Annotated in this window: 12 protein-coding genes; 9 read left to right on the top strand and 3 right to left on the bottom strand. The window is 65.2% G+C overall.

All coding sequences use genetic code 11. The features are described from left to right. The first annotated feature begins 107 nt into the window (after nt 1-107). Both ugpB and I3J27_RS37870 read left to right on the top strand, forming a co-directional pair. The gene (gene ugpB, locus I3J27_RS37875; RefSeq protein WP_370691924.1) at nt 108-1,433 is read left to right on the top strand and encodes a sn-glycerol-3-phosphate ABC transporter substrate-binding protein UgpB; all 1,326 of its coding nucleotides are present in this window, start codon (nt 108-110) and stop codon (nt 1,431-1,433) included. 431 nt (nt 1,434-1,864) lie between these two features. Beyond that, complete coding sequence (locus I3J27_RS37870) at nt 1,865-2,824, top strand: aminoglycoside phosphotransferase family protein (protein WP_270163897.1); 960 nt, start codon at nt 1,865-1,867, stop codon at nt 2,822-2,824. Between the two features lie 43 nt (nt 2,825-2,867). Here I3J27_RS37870 and I3J27_RS37865 read toward each other — a convergent pair whose 3' ends face one another. From I3J27_RS37865 to I3J27_RS37855, 3 genes are read right to left on the bottom strand one after another with little or no spacing between them, the layout of a single operon-like run. After that, on the bottom strand, nt 2,868-3,365 hold the full coding sequence (locus I3J27_RS37865; protein ID WP_270163896.1) for a hypothetical protein: 498 nt from the start codon (nt 3,363-3,365) through the stop codon (nt 2,868-2,870). Nucleotides 3,366-3,378: 13 nt separating this feature from the next. Then, nucleotides 3,379-3,867, bottom strand: a complete 489-nt coding sequence (locus I3J27_RS37860) for a hypothetical protein (RefSeq protein WP_270163895.1) — start codon at nt 3,865-3,867, stop codon at nt 3,379-3,381. 11 nt (nt 3,868-3,878) lie between these two features. Beyond that, complete coding sequence (locus I3J27_RS37855) at nt 3,879-4,478, bottom strand: hypothetical protein (protein ID WP_270163894.1); 600 nt, start codon at nt 4,476-4,478, stop codon at nt 3,879-3,881. A 146-nt stretch (nt 4,479-4,624) separates the two neighbouring features. On the opposite strand from I3J27_RS37855, the gene I3J27_RS37850 reads away from it, so the two are divergent. The 7 genes from I3J27_RS37850 (at nt 4,625) to I3J27_RS37820 (ending at nt 13,418) form a co-directional block, all read left to right on the top strand. Further along, a complete protein-coding gene (locus tag I3J27_RS37850; protein ID WP_270163893.1) occupies nt 4,625-6,022 on the top strand; it encodes a caspase family protein in 1,398 nt (465 codons plus the stop codon). A gap of 216 nt (nt 6,023-6,238) precedes the next feature. Beyond that, nucleotides 6,239-7,861 (top strand): ABC transporter substrate-binding protein, encoded by a 1,623-nt coding sequence (locus I3J27_RS37845; protein WP_270163892.1) that lies wholly within the window; start codon nt 6,239-6,241, stop codon nt 7,859-7,861. 215 nt (nt 7,862-8,076) lie between these two features. Continuing rightward, complete coding sequence (locus I3J27_RS37840; protein ID WP_270163891.1) at nt 8,077-9,090, top strand: ABC transporter permease; 1,014 nt, start codon at nt 8,077-8,079, stop codon at nt 9,088-9,090. A 4-nt stretch (nt 9,091-9,094) separates the two neighbouring features. Then, a complete protein-coding gene (locus tag I3J27_RS37835; protein ID WP_270163890.1) occupies nt 9,095-9,994 on the top strand; it encodes an ABC transporter permease in 900 nt (299 codons plus the stop codon). A gap of 94 nt (nt 9,995-10,088) precedes the next feature. Further along, entirely contained in the window at nt 10,089-11,819 is a 1,731-nt protein-coding gene (locus tag I3J27_RS37830; protein WP_270163889.1) for a dipeptide ABC transporter ATP-binding protein, read from the top strand. Nucleotides 11,820-11,836: 17 nt separating this feature from the next. Continuing rightward, a complete protein-coding gene (locus I3J27_RS37825) occupies nt 11,837-12,016 on the top strand; it encodes a DUF4089 domain-containing protein (protein WP_270163888.1) in 180 nt (59 codons plus the stop codon). A 7-nt stretch (nt 12,017-12,023) separates the two neighbouring features. Then, nucleotides 12,024-13,418 (top strand): AtzE family amidohydrolase, encoded by a 1,395-nt coding sequence (locus I3J27_RS37820; protein WP_270163887.1) that lies wholly within the window; start codon nt 12,024-12,026, stop codon nt 13,416-13,418. The last annotated feature ends 1 nt before the right edge of the window (nt 13,419 follow it).

Below are 13,419 nucleotides of genomic sequence, written 5' to 3'. Positions count from 1 at the left end.
AGGGCGATTGTGCGGCGCAGCCGCGGCGCATTCCCGGTTGAAACCGCAAATGCCGCGCCTTAAGCAGGTAGGGTCGCCTTTTGCCGCGCGACACGGGAAGAGCCATCGTGACTTCAGCATCGCGTCTTTTGCGGATCGCCGCCGCCCTGGCGGCCCTCTCATTGGCCGCGCCGGTGCGTGCCGCCACCGACATCGTCTGGTGGCACGCCATGTCCGGCGAACTCGGCAAGCAGCTCGAGAAGCTTGCCGCCGACTTCAACGCCTCGCAGCCGGATTACCGTGTCGTGCCCACTTACAAGGGCAATTACACCGAGACGGTGACAGCGGCGATCTTCGCCTTTCGCTCGCGCAGCCAGCCCGCGATCGTTCAGGTCAACGAGGTCGCCACCGCCACCATGACCGCGGCGAAGGGCGCGATCTATCCGGTGTTCAGCATGATGCGGGACATGAAAGAGCCGTTCTCGCTGGCCGACTACCTGCCCGCGGTGTCCGGCTATTACACCGACGCCGCCGGCAATCTGCTGTCGTTCCCGTTCAATTCCTCGACGCCGATCCTCTACTACAACAAGACCATGTTCCGCGACGCCGGGCTCGATCCGGAGACGCCGCCGAAAACCTGGCCCGAGCTTGGTGCCGCTGCAAAACGCCTGCGCGACCGCGGCGCGGCGTGCGGCTTCACCACCTCCTGGCCGTCCTGGATCCACATCGAGAATTTCTCCGCCTTCCACAATCTGCCGCTCGCGACCCGGACCAACGGCTTTGCCGGGCTCGACGCCGAGCTGACCATCAACAATCCCGCCGTCGTGAAGCACATCGCCCAGCTCAGCGAATGGCAAAAGACAAAACTGTTCGACTATGGCGGCCGCGGACAATCGGCCGAACCGCGCTTCCAGAACGGCGAGTGCGGCATCTTCATCGGCTCCTCGGCGACGCGCGCCGACATCAAGGCGAATTCCAGGTTCGATATCGGCTACGGCATGATGCCGTACTGGCCCGACGTGAAGGACGCGCCGCAGAATTCGATCATCGGCGGCGCCACGCTGTGGGTGCTGCGCGACCGGCCGCGCGAGGAATACAAGGGCGTGGCGCGGTTCTTTGCCTATCTGTCGCAGCCCGGCGTGCAGGCGGCCTGGCACCAGAACACCGGGTACTTGCCGGTCACCCGCGCCGCTTACGAGTTGACCCGCGCGCAAGGCTTCTACGAGCGCAATCCGGGCACGGCGATCTCGTTCGAGGAGATCACGCTGCATCCGCCGACGGAGAATTCGAAGGGCATCCGGCTCGGCTCCTTCGTGCTGATCCGCGGCGCGATCGAGGACGAACTGGAGCAGGCCTTTGCCGGCAAGAAGGACGCGCAAGCCGCGCTCGATGCCGCGGTCGAACGCGGCAACAAGCTGCTGCGCCAGTTCGAGCGCGCCAGTCCGGACAGGTAGCATGTTGCGAATGAGCGAAGCTGTCGCCGCGAGCACGGTGCGCTCCCTCCCCCGCTTGCGGGAGAGGGTTGGGGGAGAGGGTGTCTCCGCAAAGGGACACTCCCCAAGAGGAAAGAACCCTCACCCGACGCTTCGCGCCGACCTCTCCCGCAAGCGGGAGAGGTGCACCGCGTTCTGGGCTTGCATCGATCGAACCGGCGTCGGTGCGATGCTAGCGGAATGAGCGTAGCTGTAGCCGCAACGGCGGTGCGCTCCCTCCCCCGCCTGCGGGGGAGGGTTGGGGAGAGGGTGTCTCCGCAACGGGATGCTCCCCAAGAGGAAAGAACCCTCACCCGACGCTTCGCGTCGACCTCTCCCACAAGCGGGAGAGGTGCACCGTCTCCTTGGCTTGAACCGAGTCAACCAAAGCTAACCCTGCTTTCGATACGCCAATGACAAGCACGCCATCGCAACAGCTGCCTCACTTCACCGACGCGGAAAGCTTTCGCGCCTGGCGCTCCGACCCGTCGCTATGGCTGCCGATCGCGCTCGATATCGCACACGACCACGGTCTCGATGCCGGCGCGCCGCATGTGTTCTCGACCGGCACCAATCTCGTGGTCGGTCTCGGCGATCATCTGATCCTGAAAATCTTCCCGCCGCTGCTGCGCGCGCAATTCGTCTCCGAGCGCGGCTCGCTGACGCAGCTCGCCGGCCGCCTGTCGCTGCCGATCCCCGAGATCGTCGCGGAGGGCACGCGCGACGGCTGGCCCTATCTCGTCATCACGCGGCTATCAGGCACGCTCGGCTCGGAGGTCTGGCCGTCATTGGCGGAGGACCAGAAGGAGCGCGTGCTGCGCCAGATCGGCGAGACCATCGCAAGTGTCCAGCGCGCGCCGCTCGGCCCGCTCGCGCAGATCGAGCCGCGCTGGGACACATTCATGCGCGCCCAGATGCAGGCGTGCCGCGCGCGGCACACGCGCCTCGGCCTTGCGCCAAAGTTTCTCGCCGGCCTCGACGATCTCCTGCGCGATGCGGCCGAGCTGATCCCGATGGATGCGCCGCCGGTGATCCTGATTGGCGAATACATTCCTGAAAACTTCCTGCTCGCCTGCCGCGACGATCAATGGTCGCTCAAAGGCCTGTTCGACTTTGGCGACGTGCTGGCAGGATGGCGCGACTACGATCTGCTCGGGCCCGGCACCTTCATGGCCGCGGGCCGGCCCGGCAGGGTGCGCAGCCTGCTCGAAGGCTTTGGCTATGCGAAGCCCGACTTCGCGCTCAAGCGGCGCCTGATGGCCCTGATGCTGCTGCACCGTGCCAGCGACCTCAACAGCCACGTCTGCATCGAGGGCTGGCAGGAGAAGGCGAGTGATCTGATAGAGCTGCAGGAGCTGATCTGGGCGGGCTGAGCGAAAAGCGGCGAGCGGTGCTCGCCGCTTTTCGCGATCGTGCCTATCCCTTCGCCTGGATCAATGCGGCCGCCTTGCTGAGCACACCGACGATGGCGCTGAGGCCGGGGGCAGATTGCTGCTTGGCGGCCGTCGCCTGCTTCACGAGGCCTGCGAACACCGAGCGGCATTGCGCGATGGCGGAGAGCGCCTGGGCCTTGTTGCTTGCGGCCCGCAATTGCGAGGCCGCGGTCTGCAGCGCGCTATGCGCTTCGGGCGGGGCCCATTTCGTCAGAGTGGTGCTCATCTTGTCTAGCGCGTTCGCAACGCAGTCATAGAGGACCTTGCCGCTTGTCGTGCGGCACGCCTCCAGGCTCGCACTGCCGACCGCGCCGGCGGCGCCTGTGCCGCCGTCGCCGGCCTGGGCCGGGTTGGTGCCGAGCGGCACCGCGAGCAGCATCACCAGCGCCATGATGATGCGCACGCCGTTCGCCATCAAGCCACGCCGACGGCCGGGTCTTCCGAGCTCAGCCGATTTGAGCATGTTGCTTTCAGAAATCATGACGTTGCCCCTTCTATCCCTTGGCCTGGATCAGCCGTGCCGCCTTCGCCAGCACGCCCACGATGGAAGCCAGCCCTTCGTCGCCCCATCCGGGTACCATCATCTTGCCGCCGGGAGTGGCCTTCACCTGCCGCAGCGCGCCGGCAATGGCCGCCTGGCATTGCGTGATGGCGGAGAGCGCCTGCGCCTTGCTGCTGGCCGCGCGGAGCTGGCTCGCCGCCGTCAGCAGTGTCCGCTGGGTCTCGCCGACCCTGACCGAATTGACGTCGTTGGCCATGCGCTCGAGCACGTCGGCGACGCAATTGTAGAGCGCCTTGCCCTGGCTGGTGTTGCAGCCGGACAGGCCGGACGTCGCGGTGGCCGCGGCGGCATTCAGCACGGCCGATGCGGACGCGTCCCGGTCGGGGACCAGCGCTCCCAGCATCGCCAGCATGACCAGCGCCAGCATCCGCACGCCCTTACGCCGGAGGCCCAGGCGGGCTCCGAGAATCAGTGTCGTCATGAAAGTCCCCCTTATCGCGGCGCTGTTGGAGTCACCGCGTTGCCTACCGTGAAGTCGCACGGCACCGTCGTCAGCCTTGGTTCACCCTTAAGCGCGAACAAATGCTCCCACTGTGATCTGCGGCACACGACGCCGCCCGGCGCGTCCTCGACGATCACGACGGCATAGAGCCGGTCGCGCTTCTGGAACGCCTTGATGCTGGTGTCTTCGGGGAAGGTCTGCAGCAGCGTCAGAATGCCATGGCCGCTGTCGGCGTCGGTCGCGATGCCGGCGATCCCCGAAATGGTGCGCCATTTGCCGCCCTCGATGGTCGCGCCGATGAAGGTGCCCTCGGTCACGGTGCTTTGCAGGATCTTCTGCTTGAGGAATTCGGGGCCGAGCTCAGAGCTCTGGCGCAGCCGGTTCTTCAGGCTCGGCGAGTAGAAGATCTTGTCGGTGCCGCCCTGAAACACGATGGTCGTGCCCTCGGGCCCGCCCGCGATCAGGTTCTGGAATTCGCGTCCGCTCAGGACGCCGGCCGAGGCGGTCAGCGCTTGCAGGGCCGTCAGGGCGACGGCGAGCGCGAGGCGCGAGCCCGGCCGGGATATCGAAAGGGGATTTTGGCGCGGCATGGAGGGGGAAATGATTCCTTAAAATTCAATTCTAGATATTGCGGATAGCACTCGTCAATTTGATGAAGCGTCATGTCGATCGCCCGACATGACAGCTGAACATCCTTTGCGTAACGTTCCGCGCGGGTGACCATGTGATGGTACAGATGCGAAGAGGTCGACTTGCGGTGCTGCTTGCCGCCGCGCTCATGGTGCTGGCCGCCGGCTCCGCGCGCGCCGCGTCAGAGCCGCGAAAACCGGTCGCCGATACCGCGCCGCGGCTGGCGCTGGTGATCGGCAATGCCCATTACGCAAAACTCGGCACGCTCGCCAATCCCGGGCGCGATGCGCAGCTGATCGCGGACAGGCTGCGCCAGACCGGCTTCGAAGTCACCGCAGTTGCCGACCGCGACCTGAAAAGCCTGTCGCAGGACGTCGAGGAATTTGCGCAGAAGGTGAAGGCACGCGGTCCCTCGACCGTCGCATTGCTCTACTACGCCGGTCACGGCGTCGAAAACGACGGCGTCAACTACCTCGTGCCCGTCAATGCCGACATCAAGCGGCGCGCCGACATCGTGCCGCAATCGCTCAGCGTGAAGCGCGTTGCCGATCGCCTGTCCGGGGCGGGCAACGCGCTCAACATCCTCATCGTCGATGCCTGCCGCGACAATCCGTTTCCGCCGGGCGTCGCGGCAAGTGCGACCGGAATGGTGCCGATGGGCGCCGTCTACGGCGTGTTCATTGCGTCAGCTACCGGCTCGGGTAAGGCCGCCTTCGACGGCGAGGACGGCCACAGCCCCTACACCAGGGCGCTGGCGGAGGCGATGATCGTGCCCGGCGAGCGGTTGGAGGACGTGTTCAAGAGCGTACGTCGCCAGGTGCGGCTTGCCACCGGCGAGCAGCAGATCCCCTGGGAATCCACCTCGCTCGAGCTCGACTTCTTCTTCGTGCCGCCGCCGCCTCCGCCGAGCCAGGCCGCACAATTGCTCGCCGCGGCGAAGGAGACCGGCAATGCCGCGCTCTACGATCTCCTGATCGACCGTTTTCCGGCAAGTCCGGAGGCCAATGAGGCGCGCACGGCCGTTGCCGAACTCCGGAAGGGCGCAGTCAACGGAGCGCCGGCAGGGGCATCTGCCGCGGCACTGGTGCTCGATCGTGCGCGGCAGACCCGGACGCCCGAGGCCTATGACCTCGTCGCCGCGCTGTTTCCGGATGCGCCCGAGGCCGAGGAGGCGCGCCTTGCAGCCTCGCGCCTGCGCGAGATCACCGTGCTCGATAGCGCCGGACCGACCTATGAGGGGCGCGAACTGGTGCAGCTCATTCAGGGCCAGTTGGCGCGGCTCGATTGTCTCACCGGGGAGCAAGGCGGGGTGTTCGACGCCGCCACCATCCAGGGCCTGCGCCGCGCCTCGCAGCTCTCCGACGAGCGCTTCCTCTGGTATCGGCCGACCATGGCCGCGCTGCGCGCGCTGAAGAAGGTGGACGATCACGATAGCTGCAGCAGGCTGAAGACGGTCGCAGCGCCGCGCTGCCTGCGCGTTAACAATGAGGACTTTTGCCAATAGCTCATCGAATGGGCTAGCGCTTTATCTGCCTATTTAACAGTCAAATATATTATCTTTGTATGCAATAACCGTCGTCCAGGCTTCGGTCATTGAGAGATCAAGTGAGATTTTCATATGTAGTTTCAGCTTCTTAGGTCCTTCGTAGCATCTCGTTAGGCTCTGGCACGAACCTTGCGAATCCGGTTCCAACCAAAAACTTTGTGTTGGAGCGATTTCATGAAGCGCCGCGATTTCCTCAAGTCCGTTTCCGGATTGGCCGCTGGCGCGGCGCTTCCGGCGATGCCGTCCGTGATCTCCACCGCCTATGCCGATGCGCGCTCGGAGACGCTGCTGATCGTTTCGGAGGGCGGCCCGAACAATCTCGACATCCACGGCGTCGGCACCAATGTGCCCGGCTACGAGGTGTCGTGGAATTGCTACGACCGGCTGATCAGCCACGAGATGAAGAGCGGTCCCGGCGGTGTGCCCTATTACGACCGCGACAAGTTCAAGGGCGAGCTCGCCGAGGAGTTCAAGATCGACGACATGTCGGTCACCTTCAAGCTGCGCAAGAACGCCAAATTCCACGACGGCACGCCCGTGACCGCCAAGGACGTGAAGTGGTCCCTCGACCGCGCCGTCAGCGTCGGCGGCTTCCCGACCTTCCAGATGAGCGCGGGCTCTCTCACAAAGCCCGAGCAGTTCGTCGTGATCGACGACAATACGGTGCGCGTCGACTTCCTGAAGAAGGACAGGCTGACGGTCCCCGATCTCGCCGTGATCGTGCCCTGCATCGTCAACTCGGAGCTGGTGAAGAAGAACGCCAGCGAGAAGGATCCGTGGGGCCTCGAGTTTACAAAACAGCAGACCGCGGGCTCCGGCGCCTACAAGGTGACGAAGTGGACCGCCGGCACTGAAGTCATCATGGAGCGAAACGAGGACTGGGTTTGTGGTCCCTTGCCGAAGATCAAGCGCGTGATCTGGCGCATGGTGCCGCAGGCCGGCAACCGCCGCGCGCTGCTGGAGCGCGGCGATGCCGACATCTCCTACGAGCTGCCGAACAAGGACTTTCAGGAGATGAAGGCGAACGGCAAGCTCAACGTGGTGTCGCTGCCGTTCTCCAACGGCATCCAGTATATCGGCATGAACGTCACCAAGCCGCCCTTCGACAACCCAAAGGTCCGCCAGGCGGTCGCCTACGCGCTGCCCTACCAGAAGATCATGGACGCCGTGATGTTCGGGCTCGCAAACCCGATGTTCGGCGCAGCGAAGGACAAGGCGACCGAAGTCGCCTGGCCGCAGCCGCACAAATACAACACCGACATGGACAAGGCGAAGGCACTGCTGACTGAAGCTGGCTATGCCAACGGTTTCGAGACCACCATCTCGTTCGACCTGAATTTCGCCGGCGTCAACGAGCCGCTCTGTGTGCTGGTGCAGGAGAGCCTCGCGCAGATCGGCATCAAGACCACCATCAACAAGGTGCCCGGCGCCAACTGGCGCACCGAATTGAACAAGAAGGAGATGCCGCTCTTCACCAACGTGTTCTCAGGCTGGCTCGATTACCCCGAATACTTCTTCTACTGGTGCTATCACGGCAACAATTCCGTCTTCAACACCATGAGCTACAAGTCGGCGGAGATGGACAAGCTGATCGACGGCGCGCGCACGGCGGCTGCGACCGGCGACAAGGCGGCCTACGATACTGACGTGAAGGGCTTCGTCGATCTCGCCTTCACCGACATCCCGCGCATCCCGCTGTACCAGCCCTTCGTCAACGTCGCGATGCAGAAGAACATCAGCGGCTACCAATACTGGTTCCACCGCAGGCTGGATTACCGCGCGCTGGCGAAGGGGTGAGGGGGCATGAGTGAGGTGAGCACGGCTCTCTCATTCCCTCTCCCCTTGTGGGAGAGGGTGGCTCGCCGCGTAGCGGCGAGACGGGTGAGGGGTAGCCACGAACTCGGACCTCGCTTGAGGCTACCCCTCATCCCAACCCTCTCCCACAAGGGGCGAGGGGGCGCAGCGACGCGCGCCGCTAGTAGCGTGCGCAACACGCGCAGGAGTGCCGCCCCATGCTGACCATGATCGGCAAGCGCCTGATGTTCGCGATTCCCTCGCTGATCGGGGTCGTCATCGTCACCTTCCTGCTGACGCGCGCGCTGCCGGGCGATCCCGCCGCCTATTTCGCCGGCCCCGCCGCGACCAAGGAAGCCGTCGAGCAGATTCGCAAAAAGCTCGGCCTCGACAAGCCGCTGATCGAGCAGTTCTTCCGCTACACCAACGATCTCGCCCATGGCGATTTCGGCAACTCGCTGACCACGGGACAGCCGGTCGCGGCCGAGATCCGCAACCGCCTGCCGGCGTCGGCCGAGTTGACGCTGCTCGGCCTCATCGTCTCCATCGTCATCGCCATCCCGCTCGGCGTGCTCGCGGCGACACGGCCGGGATCATGGGTCGATCATCTGTGCCGTGTCACGACGACAGCCGGCGTGTCGCTGCCGGTGTTCTTCACCGGCCTCGTGCTGGTCTATGTCTTTTACTTCCAGCTCGGCTGGTCGCCGGCACCGCTCGGCCGGTTAGATGTGTTCTACAGCGCGCCGCCGACGGTCACAGGCTTCTATCTGATCGACACCTTGCTCGCGCGCGACCTCGAGGCGTTCCGCTCGGCGCTGAGCCAGCTGATCCTGCCCGCGACGACGCTCGCGATCTTCTCGCTGGCGCCGATCGCGCGCATGACGCGCGCCTCGATGCTGGCCGTGCTCGCCAGCGAATTCGTCCGCACCGCCCGCGCCAGCGGCCTGTCGCCTGCGACCGTCATCGTCACCTACGCCTTCCGCAACGCGATGCTGCCCGTCATCACCACGCTCAGCATGGTGTTCTCGTTCCTGCTGGGCGCCAACGTGCTGGTCGAAAAAGTGTTCGCCTGGCCCGGCATCGGCTCCTATGCGGTGGAAGCGCTGATCTCGTCGGACTTCGCACCGGTGCAGGGCTTCGTGCTGACCATGGCGGTGATGTACGTGCTGCTCAATCTCGTGATCGACATTTTGTACGGCGTGATCGATCCGCGCGTCAGGTTGGAGGGCTAAAATCATGAGCTCCGTTGCGCCTGCTGTTGAACCGGTTGGTCCCGCGCGGACCTCGGGCCTCGTCGCCATTCTCGAACAGACCCGCTACGTCCTCGGCGAGAACAAAGTCACCGGCTTCGCCTTCGCATTGCTGATCGTGATCCTCCTCGCCGCGATCTTCGGTCCCTATGTGGTGCCGTATGACCCGCTGGCGTCCGACACGGCCGCATCGTTGAAGCCGCCGTCGGCCGCGCACTGGTTCGGCACCGATCAATTGGGGCGCGACATCTTCAGCCGCGTCGTCGTGGCAACGCGGCTCGACACCTTCATCGCGGTTGCCTCCGTCGTGCTGGTGTTTTTGATGGGAGGCCTTGCCGGCATCGCGGCCGGCTATTTCGGCGGCTGGACCGACCGCATCGTCGGCCGTATCGCCGACACCATCATGGCGTTCCCGCTGTTCGTGCTCGCGATGGGCATCGTCGCAGCCCTCGGCAACACCGTGCAGAACATCATCCTGGCCACCGCCATCGTGAACTTCCCGCTCTATGCCCGCGTCGCGCGCGCCGAGGCGAACGTTCGCCGCAACGCCGGCTTCGTGCAGGCGGCGCGCCTGTCCGGCAATGGCGAATTCCGCATCCTGCTGGTGCACATCCTGCCGAACATCATGCCGATCATGATCGTGCAGATGTCGCTGACCATGGGTTACGCCATCCTCAACGCCGCGGGCCTGTCCTTCATCGGCCTCGGCGTCCGCCCGCCGACCGCCGAATGGGGCATCATGGTCGCCGAAGGCGCCGGCTTCATGGTCTCGGGCGAGTGGTGGATCGCGCTATTCCCGGGCCTCGCGCTGATGATCGCCGTGTTCTGCTTCAACCTCCTGGGCGACGGCCTCCGCGACATCGTCGACCCCCAGCGGAGGACGTGATGGCCAATTTTCGGCGAAAATTCTCCAATGATTCCAATGCCGTTCTACTGTGCATGGGGTTGTTTTCGCACTTTTTGAGCGACGGGAGCCCTCCATGACCGCCCAGCCGCTGCTCGACGTCCAGGATCTCACCGTCGAATTCACCACCCGCCGCGGCATCGTGAAGGCCGTGCAGCACGTCGACATCTCCGTCGCCAAGGGCGAGACGCTCGCCATCGTCGGCGAGTCCGGCTCGGGCAAGTCGGTGACGTCTTACGCGGTGATGCGCATCCTCGACCGCGCCGGCAGGATCGCCGAGGGCTCGGTGATGTTCTCCGGCATCGACGTCAAGGCCGCGACCGAAGACCAGATGCGCGACCTGCGCGGCCGCGAAGTCTCGATGATCTTCCAGAACCCGCGCGCCGCGCTGAACCCGATCCGCAAGGTCGGCGACCAGATCGAGGACGTGCTGCGCACCCATGTGCAGCAAGCGCAGGTCACTGACCGCGGCGAGAAGGCGATCGAGGCGCTGGAGCAGGTCAAGATCGCCCGCCCGCGCGAGCGCTACCACGCCTATCCATTCGAGTTGTCAGGCGGCATGTGCCAGCGCGTCGTCATCGCGCTCGCGCTCGCCTGCAATCCGCAGCTCCTGATCGCGGACGAGCCGACCACGGGTCTCGACGTCACCACGCAGAAGGCGGTGATGGACCTGATCGTCGAATTGACCAAGCGCAAGGCGATGTCGACCATCCTGATCACGCACGACCTCGGCTTGGCGGCCGCCTATTGCGACCGCGTCGTCGTGATGGAAAAGGGCCGCGTGGTCGAGACCGCGAAAGCCGCCGACATTTTTGCCAACCCGCAGCACCCCTACACCAAGAAGCTGATGCGCGCGACGCCGCGGCTTGGTGTGAGCTTGCGCGATCTATTGCCGGAGGAGGAAGGCGCTGCACTCGCCGCCGCGAGCGTAGAATCCGGTCCCGCCGCCGCCGCAAACACGGAGAGCCAGAAACCCCTTCTCCGCATCGAAAAGCTCGTCAAGGAATACCCCCGCCAGGGCGCCACGGCCACGCTCGGAAAGCTGTTCGGCCGCAAGCCCCCCGTGGAGCCCGATGTGTTCCGCGCCGTCGACGGCATCAGCTTTTCGATCGGCCATGGCGAGAGCGTCGGCCTGGTCGGCGAATCCGGCTGCGGCAAATCGACCACGTCGATGATGGTGATGCGGCTGCTGGACCAGACCTCCGGCCTGATCCAGTTCGACGGCGAGGACATCGGCGGCATCGCGCCCGCGTCTTTCGCTCGCCTGCCGCAGCGCAGCCGCATCCAGATGGTGTTCCAGGATCCGACCGACAGCCTCAACCCGCGTTTCACCGCCGCCCGCGCCATCGCCGATCCGATCATGCAACTCGGCGATATCAGGGGGCGCGACGCGCTCCGTGCCCGCTGCGAGGAACTGGCCACCATGGTCGGCCTGCCGCATAATCTGCTCGATCGGTTTCCGCACCAATTGTCCGGCGGCCAGAAGGCCCGCGTCGGCATCGCCCGCGCGATTGCCCTGCATCCAAAGCTCGTCATCCTGGACGAGCCGACCGCGGCGCTCGACGTCTCGGTGCAGGCCGTGGTCCTGAACCTGCTCCAGGACCTCAAGGCAACGCTAGGTATGAGCTATCTGTTTGTCTCGCATGATTTGAACGTAGTGCGCTTGCTGTGCGATCGTGTCATTGTGATGCGGACGGGGCGGATCGTCGAGGAGGGCTCTTCCGAGCAGGTCCTGAGCGATCCGCAGGACGACTACACCAAGGAGCTGCTGACGGCGATCCCGCATCCGCCGTTGCCGGTTCACTAAGATTGTTTGGGAGCGTGATGGCCGAGACGCTGGACGACTATATCGACGCCGTATCGAAAGCACTGGCGCTGTCGGTGGAAGAAGCCTGGAGGCCCGCGGTGCGCGCCAATCTCGAGGTCTCGCTGCGGCTTGGCCGCCTCGTCGACGAATTCGCGCTGCCGGACGAGACCGAACCGGCACCGATCTTCACGGCGTGATGTTGCCATGACCACCAAGCCAGAGATGACGGCCGCGGCAATCGCGAGTGCGGTTGCGGGCCGCAAGCTGTCCGCGCTCGATGCCACTGAAGCAGCCCTCGCACGCATCAAGCAGCACGACACCATCCTCAATTCCTTCACCGACGTCACCGCCGATCGCGCCCGCGCCAAGGCACGCGCGATCGATGCCGACATCGCGGCGGGCAAGACCGTCGGCCCACTCGCCGGCGTGCCGTTCGCAGTGAAGAACCTCTTTGATGTCGCAGGCCTGCCAACGCGCGCAGGCTCGAAGATCAACCGCGACCTCGCGCCGGCCAAGCGCGATGCCACGCTGATCGAGCGGATGGAAGCGGCTGGCGCCGTGCTGGTCGGCGCGCTCAACATGGGCGAATACGCCTACGATTTTACGGGAGAGAACGTCCACGACGGCCCCTCGCGCAATCCGCATGACACGACGCGGATGACCGGCGGCTCCTCCGGCGGTTCGGGCAGCGCCGTCGGCGGCGCGCTGGTGCCGATCGCGCTCGGCTCCGACACCAATGGCTCGATCCGCGTGCCGTCCTCGTTCTGCGGCATCTTTGGCCTGAAGCCGACCTATGGCCGGCTGTCACGCGCGCGCTCGTTCCCGTTCGTGGCGAGCCTCGATCATCTCGGCCCGTTCGCGCGCTCCGTCACCGACCTCGCGCTCGCCTACGACGCGATGCAGGGCCCGGATGCCGACGATGCCGCCTGCACCACGCGCGGGTTAGAGCCGACGCTGCCGCTGCTCGCCAATCCGGTTTCGGACCTGCGCATTGCGATTGCCGGCGGGCACTTTCAGAAGAACGTGTTTCCCGAGGCCGTCGAAGCCGTCAGCCGCGTTGCCAAGGCCCTTGGCGCGACCAAAGTCGTCGACGTGCCCGAAGCCTCGCGTGCCCGCGCGGCAGCCTACGTCATCACCACCACCGAAGGCGCCTCGCTGCATCTCGATCGCCTGCGCAAGCGCCCGAACGATTTCGATCCCGCGGTGCGCGACCGGCTGATTGCGGGCGCCATGGTGCCGGCGCCGCTGGTCGACCGCGCGCAGAAATTCCGCCGCTGGTATCGTGCGCAGCTCGCCGAGATATTCAGATCGGTCGACGTGCTGATCGCGCCGGCAACGTCCTGCACGGCGCCCAAGCTCGGCCAGGTGAATTTCAATCTCGACGGCGTCGAATTGCCGGTGCGCGCCAATATCGGCATCCACACCCAGCCGATCTCGTTCATCGGCCTGCCGGTCGTTGCCGTCCCGGTGCCGCTCGAGCCGCTGCCGATCGGCGTGCAGATCATCTGCGCGCCGTGGCGCGAGGACATTGCGCTGCGCGTCGCGTACGCATTGGAACAGATGGGCGTGGTGTCAGCGCCCGCGCCGAGAGGAATTTAGG

Origin of the sequence: Bradyrhizobium xenonodulans (genome assembly GCF_027594865.1) — a bacterium.
In the GTDB taxonomy this organism is placed as follows: domain Bacteria; phylum Pseudomonadota; class Alphaproteobacteria; order Rhizobiales; family Xanthobacteraceae; genus Bradyrhizobium; species Bradyrhizobium xenonodulans.
The sequence above is the reverse complement of the archived record's forward strand: the minus strand, read 5'-3'. Positions and strand labels throughout refer to the sequence as shown.

Coding starts and splice junctions, on each gene's coding strand:
- I3J27_RS37870 (WP_270163897.1), top strand. CDS start 1,865: ATGACAAGCACGCCATCGCAACAGCTGCCTCACTTCACCGACGCGGAA.
- I3J27_RS37865 (WP_270163896.1), bottom strand. CDS start 3,365: ATGATTTCTGAAAGCAACATGCTCAAATCGGCTGAGCTCGGAAGACCC.
- I3J27_RS37860 (WP_270163895.1), bottom strand. CDS start 3,867: ATGACGACACTGATTCTCGGAGCCCGCCTGGGCCTCCGGCGTAAGGGC.
- I3J27_RS37855 (WP_270163894.1), bottom strand. CDS start 4,478: ATGCCGCGCCAAAATCCCCTTTCGATATCCCGGCCGGGCTCGCGCCTC.
- I3J27_RS37850 (WP_270163893.1), top strand. CDS start 4,625: ATGCGAAGAGGTCGACTTGCGGTGCTGCTTGCCGCCGCGCTCATGGTG.
- I3J27_RS37845 (WP_270163892.1), top strand. CDS start 6,239: ATGAAGCGCCGCGATTTCCTCAAGTCCGTTTCCGGATTGGCCGCTGGC.
- I3J27_RS37840 (WP_270163891.1), top strand. CDS start 8,077: ATGCTGACCATGATCGGCAAGCGCCTGATGTTCGCGATTCCCTCGCTG.
- I3J27_RS37835 (WP_270163890.1), top strand. CDS start 9,095: ATGAGCTCCGTTGCGCCTGCTGTTGAACCGGTTGGTCCCGCGCGGACC.
- I3J27_RS37830 (WP_270163889.1), top strand. CDS start 10,089: ATGACCGCCCAGCCGCTGCTCGACGTCCAGGATCTCACCGTCGAATTC.
- I3J27_RS37825 (WP_270163888.1), top strand. CDS start 11,837: ATGGCCGAGACGCTGGACGACTATATCGACGCCGTATCGAAAGCACTG.
- I3J27_RS37820 (WP_270163887.1), top strand. CDS start 12,024: ATGACCACCAAGCCAGAGATGACGGCCGCGGCAATCGCGAGTGCGGTT.